The sequence below is a fragment of the Aquabacterium sp. genome (assembly GCF_034003525.1).
Classification (GTDB): Bacteria; Pseudomonadota; Gammaproteobacteria; order Burkholderiales; family Burkholderiaceae_C; genus Aquabacterium.
In genome coordinates, this window is sequence record NZ_JAVEYN010000029.1 from 18,465 (window position 1) to 36,280 (window position 17,816).

Genomic DNA, 17,816 nt, shown 5'->3' on the forward strand with positions numbered 1-17,816 from the left:
GGTTCCTGCCTGAGCGTCAGCGGCCGCGCAGGAAGAGCGCGTCGAGGTCGCGCAGGGTGAGCTGGCGCCAGGTGGGGCGACCGTGGTTGCACTGGTCGGCCCGCTCCGTGGCTTCCATGTCGCGCAGCAGCGCGTTCATTTCGGTGAGGGTGAGCTTGCGGTTGGCGCGCACGGCGCCGTGGCAGGCCATGGTGGCCAGCAGTTCATGCTGGGCACGCTGGATCACGTTGCTGGCGTCGAGCTGGGCCAGTTCGGCCAGGACGGAGCGCGCCAGGTCAATGCCATCGGCCTGCGTCAGCGCCATGGGGGTGGCGCGGATGGCCAGCTTGCCGGGGCCGATGGCGTCCACGTCCAGCCCCAGGGACAGCAGGGCGTCACGCTGGGTTTCGGCGGTGGCCATTTCTTGCGGCGTGGCGGCGAACACCAGCGGGATCAGCAGGGGCTGGCTTTCCAGCCGCTCGTGCGCCATCTGGGCCTTGAGGCGTTCGTAGACCACGCGTTCGTGAGCCGCGTGCATGTCCACAATGATCAGACCCTTGGCGTTTTCGGCCAGCACGTAGATGCCGCCGACCTGCGCGATGGCGCGCCCCAGCGGCCACTCGTGCGTGTCGTCCAGCTTGTCGGCTTCCGTGGTGCTGAGGCCCACTGCGAACGCGGACGGGGTGGCGCCTGGCGTGGACGGGCCCACCGGCGGGTGCGTCACGCTCAAGGGCGGCAGCGCGTCGGTCGGCGCATCAAGTTCAGTGTTGGCCGCCACCACGCGGGGCAGGTTCAGGTTGGCAAACGGATCGACGCCGGTGCCCATGGGCGTGGAGGGCTGATCGGCAGCCGTTGGCCAGCCTGCCCAGCGGCGCTCCGGGGCGCTGTCTTGCACGCGGGTCCAGGGCAAGGTGTTCTGCTGATGGGTGGGCGTGGGCCAAGCCACGGCGGGCGTTGCGCCGTCGGTGGAGTTGGCGGCGGTGGTTGCCTCAGCGGTGCCTGTCGAGACGGAGGCCGGCGCGTCAGCACCGATGGGCGCGACATGCGAGGCATCGGCTTTCGCCTGACCGGCGCGTGACAAGGCCAACGCACTTTCCACCGCCTTGCGTACCGCCTGGTGCACCTCGCGCGAATCGCGGAAGCGCACCTCGATCTTGGTCGGGTGCACGTTCACGTCCACGCGCTCGGGGTCGATCTCGATGAAGAGCACGTAGGTGGGCTGGCGCGAGCCGTGCAGCACGTCTTCGTACGCCGAGCGCACGCCGTGCGAGATCAGCTTGTCGCGCACATAGCGGCCATTGACATAGCAGTACTGCCAGTCGGCGCGCGAGCGGGCGGCATCGGGCAGGCCGGCGCGGCCGTGCACGCGCATCGGGCCGATCTGAAGGTCCACCTCGCGGCTGGTCTCGATGAAGGTGTCACCCAGCACGTCTTGCAGGCGCTGGCTGGCGCTGCCAGGGCGCAACTGCTCGACCAGCTTGCCTTCGTGCCACACGCTGAAGCCCACATCCGGGCGGGCCAGGGCATGGCGGCGCACCGATTCCAGGCAGTGCGCCAGCTCGGTGGCTTCACTTTTCAAAAATTTACGTCGGGCCGGCGTGCTGAAAAACAGCTCGCGCACCTCGACGCTGGTGCCCACGCTGCGGGCCGCCGGGCTCAACTCGCCAGAGCGCGCATCCAGGCGGTGCGCATGGGCGGCGTCGCCCGTGCGGCTGGAGATCGAGGCATCGGACACCGAGGCGATGGCCGCCAGGGCTTCACCCCGAAAACCCATGGTGCCGACACTTTCCAGGTCTTCCAGCGAGCGGATCTTGGAGGTGGCGTGGCGGCGCAGGGCCAGGGGCAGCTCTTCGAGCGGGATGCCGCAGCCATCGTCTTCCACGAGGATCTGGCGGATGCCGCCGGCCATCAGCTTGACGGTGATCTGGCTGGCGCCGGCGTCCAGGGCGTTGTCCACCAATTCGCGCACGACCGAGGCCGGGCGCTCGACCACCTCGCCGGCGGCGATCTGGCTGATCAGTTCGTCGGGCAGTTCACGGATGTGGCGGCGCGGGCGCGACTCAGCGGGCCCTCCGGCGCCTGGGGCTTGCACATCGTCGGACAAGGGGGCGCGGGCGGGCTCTTGCGTCATCCCCGTATTGTAGGAGGCTGGGGGTGGTGCGCCCGGGGGCGCCACGAATCGCCCTGATAATCCTGCGCCATGGAAATCATTCAATTTCTCATCAATTTCATCCTGCATGTCGACAAGCATCTGGCCGAGTTCGTCCAGGCCTATGGCATGTGGGTCTACGCCCTGCTGTTCCTGATCGTGTTCGTGGAAACCGGTCTGGTGGTCATGCCCTTCTTGCCGGGCGACTCGCTGCTGTTCGTGGTGGGCGCCCTGGCGGGCACCGGCGCGATGAGCCTGCCGGTGGCGATGGCGGTGCTGCTGGTGGCCGCGATCACCGGTGACCAGCTCAACTACACGATTGGCCGCTACATCGGCCCCAAGGTGTTCCAGTGGGAAGACTCGCGCTGGTTCAACCGCAGGGCCTTTGACGCCGCCCACAACTTCTACGAGAAGCACGGTGGCATCACCATCATCCTGGCGCGCTTCATGCCCTTTATCCGCACCTTCGCGCCCTTCGTGGCCGGTGTGGCCGAGATGAACCGCGCCACCTTCACCGCCTACAACGTCGTGGGCGCGCTGATCTGGGTGTGTGGCTTGACCACGGTGGGCTATCTGTTCGGCAACCTGCCGTTCGTGCAGCAGCACCTGAGCAAGATCATCTGGGCGCTGATCCTGATTCCGGGTCTGATCGCCCTGTTCGGGGCCTGGAAGGCCCATCGGCAAGCCAAGGCGGCCTGACGCACCGCCCGCCCCCTGCGACAACGGCCCGAAGGGGCCGTTGTGCGTTGGGCAGGGCTCAGGTGGCTCACATGGCCTTGTCGCGGGCCAGCGGCGGGTTGCGCTCGAAGTAGCGCGCGATGCCGGCCATCAGGGCGTCGGCCAGTTCGTCTTGGTAGGCGTCGTCCTTCAGCTTGGACTCTTCTTCCGGGTTGGTGATGAAGCCGGTTTCCACCAGGATGGACGGGATGTCTGGCGCTTTGAGCACCGCAAAGCCGGCCTGTTCGACCCGGGGCTTGTGCAGGCGCCCGACCTTGCCCAGGTGACCCAGTACGGCCGAGCCCAGCTTGAGGCTGTCCTTGATCTGCGCCGTGGTCGACATGTCGAGCAAGGTGCGCATGATCGCGGCGTCCTTGGCCTTGATGTTCATGCCGCCCACCAGATCGGCGGCGTTCTCCTTCTTGGCCAGCCAGCGTGCCGAGGCGCTCGTCGCCCCCCGCTCTGACAGCACGAACACCGAGGCGCCCCGTGCCTGCGGGTTGGTGAAGGCATCGGCGTGGATGGAGACGAACAGGTCGGCCTGCACACGGCGGGCCTTGTTGACGCGCTCGTGCAGCGGCACGAAGTAATCCGACTCGCGGGTGAGCATGGCGCGCATGCCCGGTGTGGCGTTGATGCGGTTGCGCAGCTTCTGCGCCACGGCCAGTACCACGTTCTTTTCGTACAGACCACTGGGCCCGATGGCGCCGGGGTCTTCGCCACCATGGCCGGCATCCAACGCGACGATGACCAGGCGCTGCGCGTTGGCGCGCGGGTTGCCCGTGGTCACCGCGGTCTTGCGCTCGGCGGCAGGCTTGTCGGCCTTGTCCGCCGGACGCGGGGCAGCCTTGGCCACCGCCTTGTCCTGCGTCTTGCCATGCAAGGAGCCGATGAACTCGTCGAGCGCGTCGTTCATGGCGGCCGCGGCTTGCTCGGAGTTGCCGGCTTCTGGCTTGGTCAAGGGCGACGGTGACGCCGGTGGCGTGGCGGAGGCTGTGCTGCCGGGGGCCGACATGTAGGCCCCCGGGCTGGCGCCGGTGGGGGGCTTGGCCGGGACGGCCGGCGAGCTGGGTGGCGTCAAGGCGTGGCTGCGCTGCAGGGCCAGGATCGGGTCGGCATCCAGCGTGGGGTAGAGGTCGAACACCAGCCGGTGCTGGTAGGCCGCCACGGGCGCCAGGCCGAACACCTGGGGCTTGGTCTGTTGCTTCAGATCCAGCACCAGGCGGACCACATTGGGCTTGTTCTGGCCCACCCGCACGCCCGCGATGAAGGGGTCATCGGCGCGCACCTTGCTGACCAGCTCCTTGATCTGTGGGCTCAGGGCCAGGCCTTCGATGTCGATGACCAGGCGATTGGGGTGCTCGACCGCGAAGAAGTTGGCGTTGAGGGCGGTGTCCGACTCCAGCGTGACGCGGGTGTAGGCCTCGGCCGGCCACACACGCACGGCCACCAGATCGGCGCCCCAGGCCAGTTGCTGCGGCCCCAGGTACAGCACCACCGCACCGCCCAGCGATTGCTGCAGCAGCTTGCGTCGGGAAGAGGAAACAGGCGTGAGAGGCTTCTGACTCATGGCTGGGTCATCCCCTTGATCGCTTCGGTCCGCAAAGCATCACCCGTGGGGGTGAGGGCTTCCAGGCGCACCGTGCGGCTGGTGTCGGAAACCGGGGTGAGAAACAGGCGCAGGTCGGGGCGGGGCAGCAAGCCGGCCGCCTGCTCGGGCCATTCGGCCAGCTTCAGACCGGGCGCGGCGAACAGATCCCGAAAGCCCGCGTCTTCCCACTCCTGCGGGTCGTTGAAGCGGTAGAAGTCGAAATGGTGGATCTGGATGCCCCCCGTGCCCTCATGCGGCTCGACCACCGCATAGCTGGGGCTCTTGATGCGGCCTTCCACGCCGAGTGCGCGCAGCAGGTGCCGCGTGAACGTGGTTTTGCCGGCACCCAAGGTGCCGTGCAGTTCGATGTACACCGAGCCCCCTTGGCTGAGCAGGGGGCGCAGGCCCTCGGCCAGACGCTGGGCCATGGCACCGCAGTCGCTTTCGTCCGACCATGTGACAGCGTCGGCGGGAGAAGGGGGCGAACTTGCTACGATCGACACATGCATCCTGAACTTCAGTCACCCTTGACCGATGGGCCACGCCCGCAGGCCGATCCTGCCGAGGTCATGGCTCAACTGCGCCAATGGGCGACAACATTGGGATTTTCTCAGATTGGCGTAGCCGATGTGGATTTGTCAAGTGCCGAGCCCGGTTTGATGGCCTGGCTGGCGCGTGGTTTCCACGGTGAGATGCACTACATGGCCAGCCACGGCCTCAAGCGTGCCCGCCCGGCCGAGCTGGTCCCGGGCACGGTGCGCGTCATCACGGCGCGCATGGATTACTTGCCTGCCAGTGTCGCGGCCGAGGGCTGGCAGGCCGTCGAGTGGGCAAGATTGCAACGCCCCGAAGCCGCAGCCGTGTCGATGTATGCCCGGGGTCGGGACTATCACAAGGTGCTGCGCGCGCGCCTGCAAAAGCTGGCCGATCAGCTGGCCGCCTTGATCGGGCCGCTGGGCCACCGCGTCTTCACCGACTCGGCACCGGTGCTGGAGGTGGAGTTGGCCAGCCGTAGCGGCGTGGGCTGGCGAGGCAAGCACACGCTGCTGCTGTCGCGCGAGGCCGGGTCCACCTTCTTTTTGGGCGAAATCTATGTGGACGTGCCCTTGCCCTTGACCGAGCCGGTCACGGCGCACTGTGGCGCCTGTCGTTCGTGCATGGACCTGTGCCCCACCCAAGCCATCGTGGGCGAGCGCCAGGTGGACGCGCGGCGCTGCATCTCTTACCTCACCATCGAGCACGATGGCCCGATTCCCGTTGAATTGCGACCCTTGATGGGCAACCGCATCTACGGCTGTGACGACTGCCAGCTGGCCTGTCCCTGGAACAAGTTCGCGCAGCGCGCCCGCGTGCCCGACTTCGATGTGCGCCCGGCCTTGAACGACCCGACGCTGCTGCAACTGTGGCAGTGGGACGAGGCCAATTTCTTGCGCCTGACCGAGGGCAGTCCGATCCGACGCATTGGCCATGCACGCTGGCAGCGCAACATCGCGGTGGCGATGGGCAATGCGCTGGCCGCGTGGCGCGGCCGTGAACTCACGGCCGACGAGGCCACCTTGCGTGCGCAGATGGTGAAGGCCCTGCAAGCCTGGCTGGACGCCCCGATGGTGACCGGGGACGCTCAGGCTCAGGTGGCCGAGCATGTGCGCTGGGCCTTGGCCCAGCCACACTTCCCGCAGTGAACGCCGAAAGACGCCCGATCAGCTGTTGACCAGAACGACCTTGCCACGCACCTGACGCGAGCCCATCAGCGTGAAGGCTTCCTTGAGCTGCGACATCGGCAGCTTGTGCTCGACGACGGGTTTGATCTTGCCTTCCATGTACCAGGCGGCCAGCTGCATCAGGCAGGCGGCGTTGGCCTGCGGTTCACGGCGGGCAAACTCGCCCCAGAACACGCCCGAGATGGTCGCCCCCTTGAGCAGGGCCAAGTTCAGCGGCAGCGCAGGGATGGTGCCATTGGCAAAGCCCACCACCAGCAGGCGACCGCGCCAGCCGATGGAGCGGAAGGCCTGCTCGGTGAGGTCGCCACCCACCGGGTCGTAGATCACGTCCGGGCCCTTGCCTTCGGTGAGCGTCTTGAGCTCATCGCGCAGGTTCTGCGTGCTGTAGTTGATGGTGGCGTCCGCTCCCAGTTCCTTGCACAGCGCGCACTTCGCGTCGGTCGACGCCGCGGCGATCACCTTGGCGCCCGCGGCCTTGGCGATCTGGATGGCCGCCGTGCCCACGCCCCCGGCGGCGCCCAGCACCAGCACGGTCTCGCCGGCCTTCAAGGCGCCGCGGTCCATCAGGCCGTGGTAGGTGGTGCCATAGGTGCACAGGAACGCAGCGCCGTCTTCAAACGAGAAGGCCGGGGGCAGGGGCATCAGCACCGCCGCCTTGGCGATGGTGTGGGTGCCAAAGCCGCCCGTGCCGCCAAAGCCGGCCACGTGGCTGCCCACGCTCAGGTGCTTGACGCCTTCGCCCACGGCCTCGACCACGCCCGCAAATTCGGCGCCCGGCACGAAAGGCAGGGGCGGCTTCATCTGGTACTTGCCTTGCACGATCAGCAGGTCGGGGAAATTCAGGCTGGCGGCCTTGATGGCCACGCGCACCTCACCTGGCCCGGGCTCCGGGGTGGGGGACTCTTGCCAGGTCAGGGCCTCAGGGCCGCTCAGTTCGTTGCAGATCCAGGCTTGCATGGGGTGGTGTCTCCGAGGGTCGAGGTGCCCTGAACAGCGTGTTGCAGGGCGTTTTTACAGGGCGTTCTTGTCAAAGGTGTTGCACTGGCGGATGTCGCCCGTCTGCATGCCGCGCTTGAACCAGGTCATGCGCTGCGCGCTGGTGCCGTGCGTGAAGGTCTCGGGCGACACCGGGCCGCCACTCTTGCTTTGCAAGGTGTCGTCGCCAATCTGGGCGGCGGCATTGAGGGCCTCTTCCACATCACCGGCCTCGATGATCTGGCGGCTGTTTTGCGCGTGGTGGGCCCACACGCCGGCATAGCAGTCGGCCTGCAACTCCAGGCGCACGCTCATGGCGTTGTACTGGGCCTCGCTCAGGCGCTGGCGCATCTCGTCCATCTTGGCCGTGGTGCCCACCAGGTTCTGCACATGGTGGCCCACCTCGTGGGCGATCACATAGGCTTGCGCAAAGTCGCCCGGGGCCCCCAGACGCTGGTGCATCACGTCGAAAAAGTCCAGGTCCAGGTAGACCTTGTTGTCGCCCGGGCAGTAAAAGGGGCCCATGGCCGACTGGCCGGTGCCGCAGGCCGTGGGCACGGCGCCGCGAAACAGCACGAGTTTTGGGTCCTGGTATTGACCACCGGCTTGCTGAAACAGCACCCGCCAGACGTCTTCGGTGTCGGCCAGCACAGTGCGCACGAAGCGGGTTTCTTCGTCGTTGGCAGGCGGTGCGTTGGGATCGGGGGCGCTCACGCCCGGGCCACCGCCGCCGCCCAGCAGGTTGAGCACCGTCATGGGGTTGATGCCCAGGAAGTAACTGGCCACCAGGGCGATGGCCACGCCGCCCAGGCCCAGCTTGCCGCCCCCGATGCCGCCCGCGCGGCCGCCACCACCGCGGACGTCTTCAACGTTGTCGCTTTCTCGGTTGCCTTGCCAGCGCATGGTGCGGTCCTTTCGGGGTGAACGTGACGCGAGGTGCCTGCGTGGCATGGTAGCAGCGGCCACCTAGAATCCAGGGCCCGGTTCCGTCTTGCGGATCGACGGTGGCATTTTCTTTTCGGCCCCACCCTGACCATGTCGTTTTTGTCTGTTTTCACCTCCACCGCGTCCCCGCCTGCGACAGGGGGCGAGCGCCTGTCCATGCCGGCCCGCTGGCTGTGGTTTGTGGCGCTGGCCTCGCTGGCCTGGCGTGGCTGGATGGCCGCCGTCATGCCGCTGACGGGGGATGAAGCGCTGTTCTACTGGTGGGCGCGCTTCCTGGACTACGGCTATTACGACCACCCGCCGATGGTGGCGTGGTGGATGGCCGCGATGCGGGCGTTGCTGGGCGATGCCGAGTGGGCCCTGCGCATGCCGGCCGTGCTGCTGCCGCTGGGCGTGGGGGGGGCACTGTGGTGGGCCTGGTCACCCGTCAGCCGCGAGCGCGCAGCCTGGGCGATCTTGCTGTACTGGCTGGCCCCGGTGAACTGGCTCAATGCCCTGATCGCCACCGACACGCCCCTGATCCTGTGGGCAGCCTGGGCGACGGCGGCCTTGGTGCGCGCCGAGCAGGCCGCCGACCGTGGGCGCTCTCCGTGGGGCCTGTACGCGCTCAGCGGCTTCTTCATGGGCCTGGCCTTCCTGTCCAAGTACTTTGCCGTGCTGCTGGGCATGGCCTTTGTCGTGTACTTCGCGCTGTTTGCACGGGCCCGCTGGCAGGGGCTGGTGCTGATCGTGTTGGCGGCCTTGCCCGCGGTGGCGGTGAACGTGCTGTGGAACCTCCAGCACTGCTGGACCAACATCATGTTCAACCTGTTCAACCGCAACGAGGGCTCCGAGGGTTCGCTGGCCAACGTCGCGGTGTATGCGGTGATGATGGCCTACCTGATCAGCCCGGTGTTGCTGTGGTTGGGCTGGCGACACCGCAGCGCATGGCGCTCGGGGTTGAAAGGGCAAGTCTTGCTGGCCTGTGCCGCCCTGGTGCCGCTGGCGCTGTTTGGCTTGCTGGCCTTCAAGAAGGAAATCGGCCTGCACTGGGTCATGGGCTTTTATCCCTTCCTCTTTGTGATGTGGGCCTGGGCCTTGCCGGCCTCCACCTTGCGCACGGCCGCGCGTGGCCTGGGTGTTTTCCTGCTCGTGCACCTGCTGGTGGCAGGCGGCGCGGCGCTCTCGGATCTGGGCCAGTGGCAGCACATGAAGCCGCACGTCCGGGTGGTCGAGAAGAACTATCACCGCTTCGTCGAGGCGGCTCGCGCCGAAGAAATGGTCCAACAAGTGCAGGTGCCTGGGGTGGTGCTGGCGTCGAATGCCTACTCGGCGGCCTCGATCTTTGGGTATGCCGCGGGCCATCATGTGCCGGTGCTGGGCATGGGCGGCAAGCATGCGCGCCAAGATGACCTGATCGTGGACTACGCGGCGCTGGAAGGCAAGACGATTCGCGTGATGGCCACGCGGCCGCTGTCCCTGGACGATTACCGAGGCTTCTTTGACTCGGTGCGCTTGTTGACCTTTGAGCAAGACGGGGCAACCTTCTATGCGCTGGAAGGCGTCAACTTCTCGTACGCGGCCTACCGCGAGCAGGTGATGGCCGAGGTGAACCGTCGTTACTACGCCTTCCCCTCGTGGTTGCCCGTGTGGGGCTGCAGTTTCTGCCAGCGGTATTGCGGGGCCGATCGCTGCACGCCGTGAATGGTTTTTGACCCCGGACCACTTGAACGAGGGGCGTAGAATCGTCGCTCTCCTTCTGCCCTGAGGCCATTGTGAGCGCTATGTCTGCTGTGTCTGAATCGTCCCTGCCTGTCGTCATCGTCGGTGCGGGGCTGGCTGGCTTGACCGTCGCCTTGCACCTGGCCGAAACGCAGCCTGTGATCGTGCTGGCCAAGCGCGAGATGCACGAGGCCGCCACAGCCTGGGCTCAAGGTGGCATCGTTGGCGTGTTGGGCAGCGACGACAGCATCGAGTCTCATGTGCGCGACACCCAGGAAGCCGGCGGTGGCCTGGTCGATGAGCGCACGGCCGAGTTCATTGCCCGCCACAGTGCCGAAGCCATTGAGTGGCTGGTGGCGCGCGGTGTGCCGTTCTCGCCCGACCCGGCCGGTCCGCTGGGCCTGCACCTGACCCGCGAAGGCGGCCACGCGGTGCGCCGCATCGCCCACGCGGCCGATGCCACCGGCAAGGCCATCCACGATGTGTTGCTCGATGAGGTCAAGCGTCACCCCAACATCACCTTGCGTGAGAAGTGGATGGCGATCGACCTGATCACCGACCGTCACCTCAAGAAGAACGCGGTGGAGCACGGCGCGACCCCGCGCTGCCACGGTGTGTATGCGCTGGACATCGAGACCCACCGTGTGGAGACCCTGGTGGCCTCGGCCGTGGTGCTGGCCACCGGCGGCGTGGGCAAGGTGTACCGCTACACCAGCAACCCCGACACCTCGACTGGCGATGGCATTGCCATGGCCTGGCGTGCCGGCTGCCGCGTGGCGAACATGGAGTTCATCCAGTTCCACCCGACCTGTCTGTACCACCCGCAAGAACGCAGCTTCCTCATCACCGAAGCGCTGCGTGGCGAAGGCGCCATCCTGCGCCTGCCCGATGGCACGCGCTTCATGCCCGAGCACGACGAGCGCGGCGAACTGGCGCCACGCGACATCGTGGCCCGCGCCATCGACTTCGAGATCAAGAAGCACGGCGTGGACCATGTCTGGCTGGACGCGACGCACCTGGGCGAAGACTTCCTGAAGGAACACTTCCCCACCATCCATGCGCGCTGCCTGTCCCTGGGTATCGACATTGCCAAGCAGCCGATTCCGGTGGTGCCGGCGGCGCACTACACCTGCGGTGGCGTGGTGACCGACCTGCATGGCCGCACCGACTTGCCCGGCCTGTACGCCGTGGGCGAGACCACCTACACCGGCCTGCACGGCGCCAATCGCCTGGCCAGCAACTCGCTGCTGGAGTGTGTGGTGCTGGGTCGCACCTGCGCCGAAGACATCACCGCACAGATCCCGGCCAGCGCTCCGAAGGTGTCGGGCTGGGACGAAAGCCAGGTGTCGGATGCGGACGAAGAGGTCGTGATCGCCCACAACTGGGACGAGCTGCGCCTGGTGATGTGGAACTACGTGGGCATCGTGCGCACGACACGTCGCCTGGAGCGGGCGCTGCACCGCATCAAGCTGCTGCGCCACGAGATCGACGATTACTACGCGGCGTTCCGCGTGACGCGCGACCTGCTGGAGTTGCGCAACCTGGTCGATTGCGCCGAGCTGATCGTGCGCTCGGCCCTGTCGCGCCAGGAAAGCCGCGGCCTGCACTTCAGCCGCGACTATCCGCGCACGCTGCCGGTGAGCTTCCCCACCATCTTGAGCAAGAAGCCCAAGAAGAAGGACGCCTGGCTGCCTTGAGGGGCCACATGGCCCTTATCGGCCGCGCATGACGCAGCCGATGGGCTTTTCTGGGCTCAGGCGCCGATGCGCTCGAGCACGCGCAGCGAGAAGTCGACGGCCTTGACGTCCTTGGTCAGCTTGCCAATCGAGATGCGGTCCACGCCGGTGGCGGCGATGTCGCGCAGCTGATCCATGGTCACACCGCCCGAGACTTCGAGCAGGGCGGCACCCTGAGCGACCTCCTGGTTGATGCGCACGGCGTCGCGCATCATCTCGTTGCTGAAGTTGTCCAGCAGCACGCTGACGGCGCCGGCGGCCAGCGCTTCACGCAACTGGTCGAGCGTTTCCACTTCCACCTGAATCGTGATCTGCTCGCGCAGCGGCGAGGCTTGCGCGGCCACCAGGGCCTGGGCGTTCTTCAACGCGCCGGTCACGCTGCCAGCGGCGGCAATGTGGTTCTCCTTGATCAGGATGCCGTCGTACAGGGCCAAGCGCTGGTTGGCACCACCGCCCACGCGCACGGCGTACTTCTGCGCCAGGCGCAGGCCAGGCAAGGTCTTGCGGGTGTCGAGCACCACGCAGCCACGCGGGTTGGGCGAAGCGCCTTCGATGGCCTTCATGTGCTGGTGCGTGAGTGTGGCCACGGCCGACAAGGTTTGCAGGAAGTTGATGCCGGGGCGCTCGGCCGTCAGCATGGCGCAGGCATCGGCTTCGATCAGGCAGACCTCGGTGTTGGCGGCCATCAGGGCGCCTTCTTCGTAGGCCCACTGGATGCGGGCGCTGGCGTCGAGCTGGAACAGGCAGGCCTCGAACCAGTCACGGCCGCACAGCACGGCTTCTTCGCGCACCAGCAAGCGTGCTTTCACGCGTTGATTGGCCGGCACCAACTGCGCCGTCCAGTCGCACACGCCCACGTCTTCGAACAGGGCGTCGCGCACATTGCGCTCACGGGCTTCTTGCAGGGTTTCGTTGTGGTCGAACATGCGGCAGTCGCAATCGGCGATGGGCTATGGGGACGATCAGGCCGCGCCGATGTTGGGCACGAAACCCTGTGCGGGCTTGGCGATGGCGGCCGGGTTCTTGGCCACGAAGTCGAGCATGCGGTCGATGCAGCCATGGGCCTTGACGCGGATGTCTTCGGGCACGGTGATCTCGCCGGTGCCCTTTTCCAGGCAGTCCAGCACGCCTTGCAGCGCGTTCATCGCCATCCAGGGGCAGTGCGCGCAGCTCTTGCAGGTGGCGCTGTTGCCCGAGGTGGGGGCTTCGATCAGCACCTTGTTGGGCGCCAGCTGACGCATGCGGTGCAGGATGCCGTTGTCGGTGGCCACGATGAACTCGGGTGCATCGGACTCGACCACGGCCTTGAGCAGCTGCGAGGTCGAACCCACCACATCGGCCTGGGCGACCACGCTGTCGGGCGATTCGGGGTGAACCAGCACCAGGGCCTGCGGGTGCTCCTTCTTGACCAGGTGCAGCTCGATGCCCTTGAACTCGTCGTGCACGATGCAGGCGCCGTTCCACATCAGCATGTCGGCGCCGGTTTCCTTCTGGATGTAGTGGCCCAGGTGGCGATCAGGCGCCCACAGGATCTTCTCGCCCTGGTCCTTGAGGTGCTGGACGATGGCCAGCGCGCACGAGCTGGTCACCATCCAGTCGGCACGGGCCTTCACTGCGGCGCTGGTGTTGGCATACACCACGACCTTGCGGTCGGGGTGGGCGTCGCAGAACTTGATGAAGTCGTCGGCGGGGCAGCCCAGATCGAGCGAGCAGGTGGCATCCAGATCGGGCATCAGCACGCGTTTGCCGGGGCTCAGGATCTTGGACGATTCGCCCATGAACTTCACGCCGGCCACGATCAGGGTCTGGGCGGCATGGTCGCGGCCAAAGCGGGCCATTTCCAGCGAGTCGGACACGCAGCCACCGGTTTCCATGGCCAGGTCTTGCAGGTCACCATCGACGTAGTAGTGGGCGACCAGCACGGCGTTCTGCGCCTTGAGCAGCTCCTTGATGCGGGCCTTGACGCGCTCTTTCTCGTCGGGTGCCAGGGGCGCGGGCACCTTGGCCCAGGCGTGAGCCGTGCAGGTGGCGCCGGTGGCGTCCTGCAGGTCGTAGTCGTAGGAAACGGAGTCGGTGGGGTTCATGGTCGTTTTCGTCTCGTGAACGGTCTGGACGCGAAGGGAGCCGGACTGAGGCTCGGCCAAGGGGCTCAAGTGTGTCGGCTGCGTCGGCGTTTGTCGAGCCAGGCCACGATTTCACATGACAGCCATACGGTGAAAAACGCAAACAGCACGTCACTGAAAAAATGGCCGCCTTGCAGGATGCGGCCCAGGCCGACGATGCCACCGGCGACGATGCCGATCAGCAGCCAGCGGCGGCGCCACAGCGGCCCGCAGGTCAGGCCCAGGCTCATCAGCCAGAAGCCGGCGGCGGCGTGGCTGCTGACGAAGCTGCGGTTGCGCTCGGGCGTGGCGCCTTGCACGAAGGGGCCCTGGTAGGTGTCGGTGCCGCCAAATTCGACCACCTGCACCGGGCGAGGGCGCCCCATGTGGTTCTTGAAGATGCCTTCGATGATGAGGCCGGGGCCCAGCAGACCGCAGACCACGGCCACCGTGGCAAGGTGCCGCCACGAGCCGCCGGCGCGGTGGGCCAGGCTGTGCTGGCGCTGGCGCTCAAAGTGACGCGCCAGCAGCGGGGCCAACAGGGCGTACAGCGCCAGGGCGATCACCAGGGCACGGCCGATCCAGGGCGTCCAGTCGTACAGGGCCAGCACCACCGGGTTCTGGCGGTGCACAAAGCCCAGCTCAGGGTCGTAATACCGGGCCGAGATCAGCAGGTCCAGGCCCGGGAACTTGGCGAAGATGGCCAGCGCGAAGAAGAACAGCGCCCAGATCAGCTGGGTCAGGCGCTGCAGGCTGACCTCGTCGGGCGCATCTGGCTCACGGCCGGGGCGAAGGCGCTCAGTCATCTTGGCGAGGGGCAGGCTGGGCGCCTTCGGGGCGCGGACCATAGCCGAGGAAGCCGCGCAGGAAGAAAGCGTGCAGCTCCACCGAGCGGTCTGGCCCCACTGGCACGCGGGTCGATGCCATCAGGCGAGACGTGGCAAAGCGGCTGGTGATGTCGGTTGGCTCACGCTGGCTGGTCACCAGCAGCACGTCGGCCCCCACCTTGTCCGGCAGGCTGTGCGTGATCTCGTAGTGGTTGTTGCGCGTGCCTTGCGGGTTCCAGTACAGCGTGCGGACGTGGTGCTCGCGCCAGTGGTAGGCGGTGTGCGTGATCAGCAGGCGCTGGGTGGTGAGCACCGGCAGGCCCGTGGTGGTCGGGTCGGTGATGGCCGGGGTGAGCTGCTGGAAGGCCTGATCCCAGCCGCGCATGCGCACCAGCACGTCGAGCTTGGAGGGCAGCGTGGGGCCGACGATGTCGCGCAGGTGCAGCACGACCGAGGTCAGCACGATGTTGCTCAGCAGCACGGCCACCAGCCAGCCCTTGGGGCGCGGGTCGGCCAGGCGTGCCAAGGGCGGGCTCAAGCGGGCGGCGATCAGCAAGCAGAAGCCGACCATCGACGGTGCGGCCCAGTTGATGTGCGCATCGGCGTGGAAGGCCTGTACCACGGCGATCAGCTGCAGCGGCACGCTCAGCGCCCACAGGAAGCGGAAGCTCGATTCGGACGCCAGGTAGTAGGGCGAGTTGCGCGCGGCCACCTTGCGAGGCGTCGCTACCTCGTCGGGCATCACGGCCGGCCGGGTCGGGTCCATGATGCTGGTGGGGGCCCACTGGCTGGCCGGCACGGAAACCATCTGGCTTTCGCGTGCCTGGGGCTCACCACGACGGCGACGCAGCCACCAGCCGGCCAGCACGGCGATGGGGCCGAGCATCAGGATCTGGCCCAGCGCAAACACCAGGGCCGGCTTGAAACCACCTTGGCGTGAAGACTGCGTGGTGATCTCGGCGGTGTGCTGCAGGGTGGGGAAACCGTTGTGCGCGTTCCACCAAAGGTTGGGCGACAGCAGGGCCAGCGCAACGAGCACCGTCACCCACGGGCCCAGGCGGAACAGGCCCCGACGCGGACCGTGGATGCCCCAGAGGGCCCAGACGGCCGTGGCGGCAAAGGCCGCCATCGTGTACTTGCTCATCAGGCCCAGGCCGCAGAACACGCCCAGGGCGACCCAGTAGCCGAGGCGGTCGGTGACCTGTGCGCGCCACAGCATCCAGCCGGCCAGCGTCCAGCACAGGATCAGCGGGGCGTCGGTGCTGGCGACCAGGCCGAGCAGGCCCACGGAGGGGATGGTGGCGAACAGGGCCGCAGCGACCACGCCGGTGCGCACGCCGCTGCTGGTGGGCCACAGGGCCCGCGCAAAGCCGACCATGGCCAGCGCAGCAAGCGGGTAGAGCAGCATCACCAGCAACTTCACGCCCAGCACGCCGTCACCGAACAGCTGGGTGCTTAGCCAGATCAGGCCCGCGATCATCGGGGGCTTGGAGTAGTAGCCCCAGGACAGGTCCTGTGCCCAGTCCCAGTATTGCGCCTCGTCGAAAAACAGCGAGATGCCCGAGGACTGCACCACCCACACGCGGTAGAGGAACAGGGCGGCCAGGAAGGCCAGCAGCAGGGCCAGGGAAGGGCCCCACAGACGCGGCCAGCGCGAGGCCGGACGGGAGGGGCGCTGCGAAGAGGCGGGGGTGCTGAGACTCATGGGCATCATTCCTGACGGTGCCAGGCCTGGTCGGCGTCCTGCGGGGCGGCGTGGCTCGTGTGGTACGGGGCGATCTCGCCGCGGTTGTAATAGATGCGGATCAGCAGTTCGGCGATCACGCCCGTGGTCAGGAACTGCAGGCCACCGAGCACGCAGAAGAAGCCTAGCCATAGCAGCGGGCGGCCGCCGATGTCTTCACCGCTGATCTTCAGGGCCGCCAGGTAGGCCAGGATCAGGCCACCGATCATGGACACGCCCAGTCCCACACCACCGAAGAAGTGGCCGGGGCGGCTGGCAAAGCGCAGGAAGAAGTTGACGGACAGCAGGTCGAGCACCACGCGCAGCGTGCGCGAGATGCCGTACTTGGACTCACCGTGGGCGCGGGCGTGGTGGCTGACCGGCTCTTCGGCCATGCGGGCCGGGGAGGTGACGGTGGCCATCCACGCAGGGATGAAGCGGTGCATTTCGCCGTACAGGCTCACGCGCTTGAGCACGCTGGCGCGGTAGGCCTTGAGGCTGCAGCCCAGGTCCTTGAACTCCAGTTGCGTGATCTTGCGGATGATGCGGTTGGCGATCTTGGAGGGCACCTTGCGCAGCCACAGGCCGTCCTGGCGGTTCTGGCGCCAGCCGGCGACCAGGTCCATGTCTTCCTTGAGCAGACGCGCCACCAGCTTCGGGATGTCCTTGGGGTCGTTTTGCAGGTCACCGTCCAGGGTCACGATGACGTCGCCGCGCGAGGCGTCGATGCCGGCCTGCATGGCGGCGGTCTGGCGGAAGTTGCGCCACAGGTGGACCGGGCGGACGTGCGGGCCGCGCAGGCGGGCCTGCTCGTCGAGCTTCTCACGCGTGCCGTCGCGGCTGCCGTCGTTGACGATCAGCAGCTCCCACTCGAAGGGGTAGTTGCCCAGGGCGTTGTGCACGGCCGTCACGAAGGGCTCGACGTTGTCGACCTCGTTGTACATCGGCACGACGATGGAGAGGCGGTGCGGCGGGACGTCGGTCAGGACGTCGCCCGACGGGGCGGTGAAGGTGGTCATGGTGCGATTTTCCAGCATATGGGGGGCTTCGGCTCAGGGGGTGCCGCGGGGCGGGTGGCCACGCTGAGGCGAGGGCGAAGAGGGGAGTTGGCTGAGCAGCCAGGCCAGCGCGCCGGCAAAAACGGCGCACAGCAGAAAACAGACGTGGAGGGCGAGGGCGGCGCTCACGGCCAAGGCCAACGCGGGCGAGGTGGCGCTCAGGTGCGCGGCCATGCCGGCCCAGACGCCGGCCTCGTAGGTGCCAAAGCCGGCCGGACCTTGCAGGGGCACGACGGCAGCCAGTTCGCCGCCAAGGGCGCCGGACCAGGCGGTGCCCCAGTTGCTGCCGCTGATGGCCGACAGCAGGCAGGCGCCCGCGGCCAGCTTCACGCTCCAATTGGCGAGGGTCAGCAACCAGGCGATGGGGCGGTGGTGGGCAGGTTCCAGCAGGGCGTGGCGCAGGCGCTGCAACACTTGGCTCACCTTGCCGGCCAGGGGCGTTGGCGCGGTGGGTGCTGTGTCGGACGATTCCGGGTGCTGCCCATACCAGCGGCGCATGCCCCAGCTCACCATCCACCAGCCCAACACCATCGCGGCCAGCGCCGCGACGCGCCAGGCCAGCGGCACACCGGGCCACAGCAGCACACCCAGG

The 17,816-nt window shown here is 67.3% G+C and carries 15 protein-coding genes; 4 read left to right on the top strand and 11 right to left on the bottom strand.

Features of this window, described 5'->3' with window-relative positions; translation table 11 throughout:
* Positions 1-16: 16 nt before the first annotated feature.
* Positions 17-2,110, bottom strand: coding sequence for a DNA mismatch repair endonuclease MutL (gene mutL, locus RBT42_RS14245; RefSeq protein ID WP_320366270.1), 2,094 nt, complete (start codon positions 2,108-2,110; stop codon positions 17-19).
* 69 nt (positions 2,111-2,179) lie between these two features.
* On the opposite strand from mutL, the gene RBT42_RS14250 reads away from it, so the two are divergent.
* On the top strand, positions 2,180-2,827 hold the full coding sequence (locus RBT42_RS14250) for a DedA family protein (protein ID WP_320366272.1): 648 nt from the start codon (positions 2,180-2,182) through the stop codon (positions 2,825-2,827).
* Positions 2,828-2,894: 67 nt separating this feature from the next.
* Here the strand turns inward: RBT42_RS14250 and RBT42_RS14255 are convergent, their stop codons facing one another.
* Positions 2,895-4,415 (bottom strand): N-acetylmuramoyl-L-alanine amidase, encoded by a 1,521-nt coding sequence (locus RBT42_RS14255; RefSeq protein WP_320366274.1) that lies wholly within the window; start codon positions 4,413-4,415, stop codon positions 2,895-2,897.
* Positions 4,412-4,945, bottom strand: a complete 534-nt coding sequence (gene tsaE, locus RBT42_RS14260; protein WP_320366276.1) for a tRNA (adenosine(37)-N6)-threonylcarbamoyltransferase complex ATPase subunit type 1 TsaE — start codon at positions 4,943-4,945, stop codon at positions 4,412-4,414. The genes RBT42_RS14255 and tsaE overlap by 4 nt, the downstream gene beginning before the upstream one ends.
* 60 nt (positions 4,946-5,005) lie before the next feature.
* Between tsaE and queG the strand changes: the two genes are divergently transcribed.
* Positions 5,006-6,118 (top strand): tRNA epoxyqueuosine(34) reductase QueG, encoded by a 1,113-nt coding sequence (queG, locus tag RBT42_RS14265; RefSeq protein WP_320366298.1) that lies wholly within the window; start codon positions 5,006-5,008, stop codon positions 6,116-6,118.
* A gap of 18 nt (positions 6,119-6,136) precedes the next feature.
* On the opposite strand, the gene RBT42_RS14270 is transcribed toward queG, so the two are convergent.
* Together RBT42_RS14270 and RBT42_RS14275 are read right to left on the bottom strand one after the other, a co-directional pair.
* Positions 6,137-7,114 (bottom strand): NADPH:quinone oxidoreductase family protein, encoded by a 978-nt coding sequence (locus RBT42_RS14270; protein ID WP_320366278.1) that lies wholly within the window; start codon positions 7,112-7,114, stop codon positions 6,137-6,139.
* 54 nt (positions 7,115-7,168) lie between these two features.
* Positions 7,169-8,035 carry a neutral zinc metallopeptidase gene (locus tag RBT42_RS14275; RefSeq protein WP_320366280.1) on the bottom strand — a complete coding sequence of 289 codons (867 nt, stop codon included), beginning with the start codon at positions 8,033-8,035 and terminating at the stop codon, positions 7,169-7,171.
* Between the two features lie 132 nt (positions 8,036-8,167).
* On the opposite strand from RBT42_RS14275, the gene RBT42_RS14280 reads away from it, so the two are divergent.
* Together RBT42_RS14280 and nadB are read left to right on the top strand one after the other, a co-directional pair.
* Complete coding sequence (locus tag RBT42_RS14280; protein WP_320366282.1) at positions 8,168-9,760, top strand: ArnT family glycosyltransferase; 1,593 nt, start codon at positions 8,168-8,170, stop codon at positions 9,758-9,760.
* Positions 9,761-9,840: 80 nt separating this feature from the next.
* A complete protein-coding gene (nadB, locus tag RBT42_RS14285; RefSeq protein WP_320366284.1) occupies positions 9,841-11,475 on the top strand; it encodes an L-aspartate oxidase in 1,635 nt (544 codons plus the stop codon).
* A gap of 56 nt (positions 11,476-11,531) precedes the next feature.
* On the opposite strand, the gene nadC is transcribed toward nadB, so the two are convergent.
* The 6 genes from nadC to RBT42_RS14315 all read right to left on the bottom strand — a co-directional run.
* Positions 11,532-12,440 (bottom strand): carboxylating nicotinate-nucleotide diphosphorylase, encoded by a 909-nt coding sequence (nadC, locus tag RBT42_RS14290; RefSeq protein ID WP_320366286.1) that lies wholly within the window; start codon positions 12,438-12,440, stop codon positions 11,532-11,534.
* 36 nt (positions 12,441-12,476) lie between these two features.
* Positions 12,477-13,598 carry a quinolinate synthase NadA gene (nadA, locus tag RBT42_RS14295; RefSeq protein ID WP_320366288.1) on the bottom strand — a complete coding sequence of 374 codons (1,122 nt, stop codon included), beginning with the start codon at positions 13,596-13,598 and terminating at the stop codon, positions 12,477-12,479.
* 65 nt (positions 13,599-13,663) lie between these two features.
* Positions 13,664-14,422, bottom strand: coding sequence for a phosphatase PAP2 family protein (locus tag RBT42_RS14300; protein WP_320366290.1), 759 nt, complete (start codon positions 14,420-14,422; stop codon positions 13,664-13,666).
* A complete protein-coding gene (locus tag RBT42_RS14305) occupies positions 14,415-16,148 on the bottom strand; it encodes a glycosyltransferase family 39 protein (RefSeq protein ID WP_320366292.1) in 1,734 nt (577 codons plus the stop codon). The genes RBT42_RS14300 and RBT42_RS14305 overlap by 8 nt, the downstream gene beginning before the upstream one ends.
* Before the next feature lie 5 nt (positions 16,149-16,153).
* Positions 16,154-17,185, bottom strand: coding sequence for a glycosyltransferase family 2 protein (locus tag RBT42_RS14310; protein ID WP_320366294.1), 1,032 nt, complete (start codon positions 17,183-17,185; stop codon positions 16,154-16,156).
* 33 nt (positions 17,186-17,218) lie between these two features.
* Positions 17,219-17,816, bottom strand: a 598-nt coding sequence (locus tag RBT42_RS14315; protein ID WP_320366296.1) for a hypothetical protein, incomplete at its 5' end; no start/stop codon positions are given.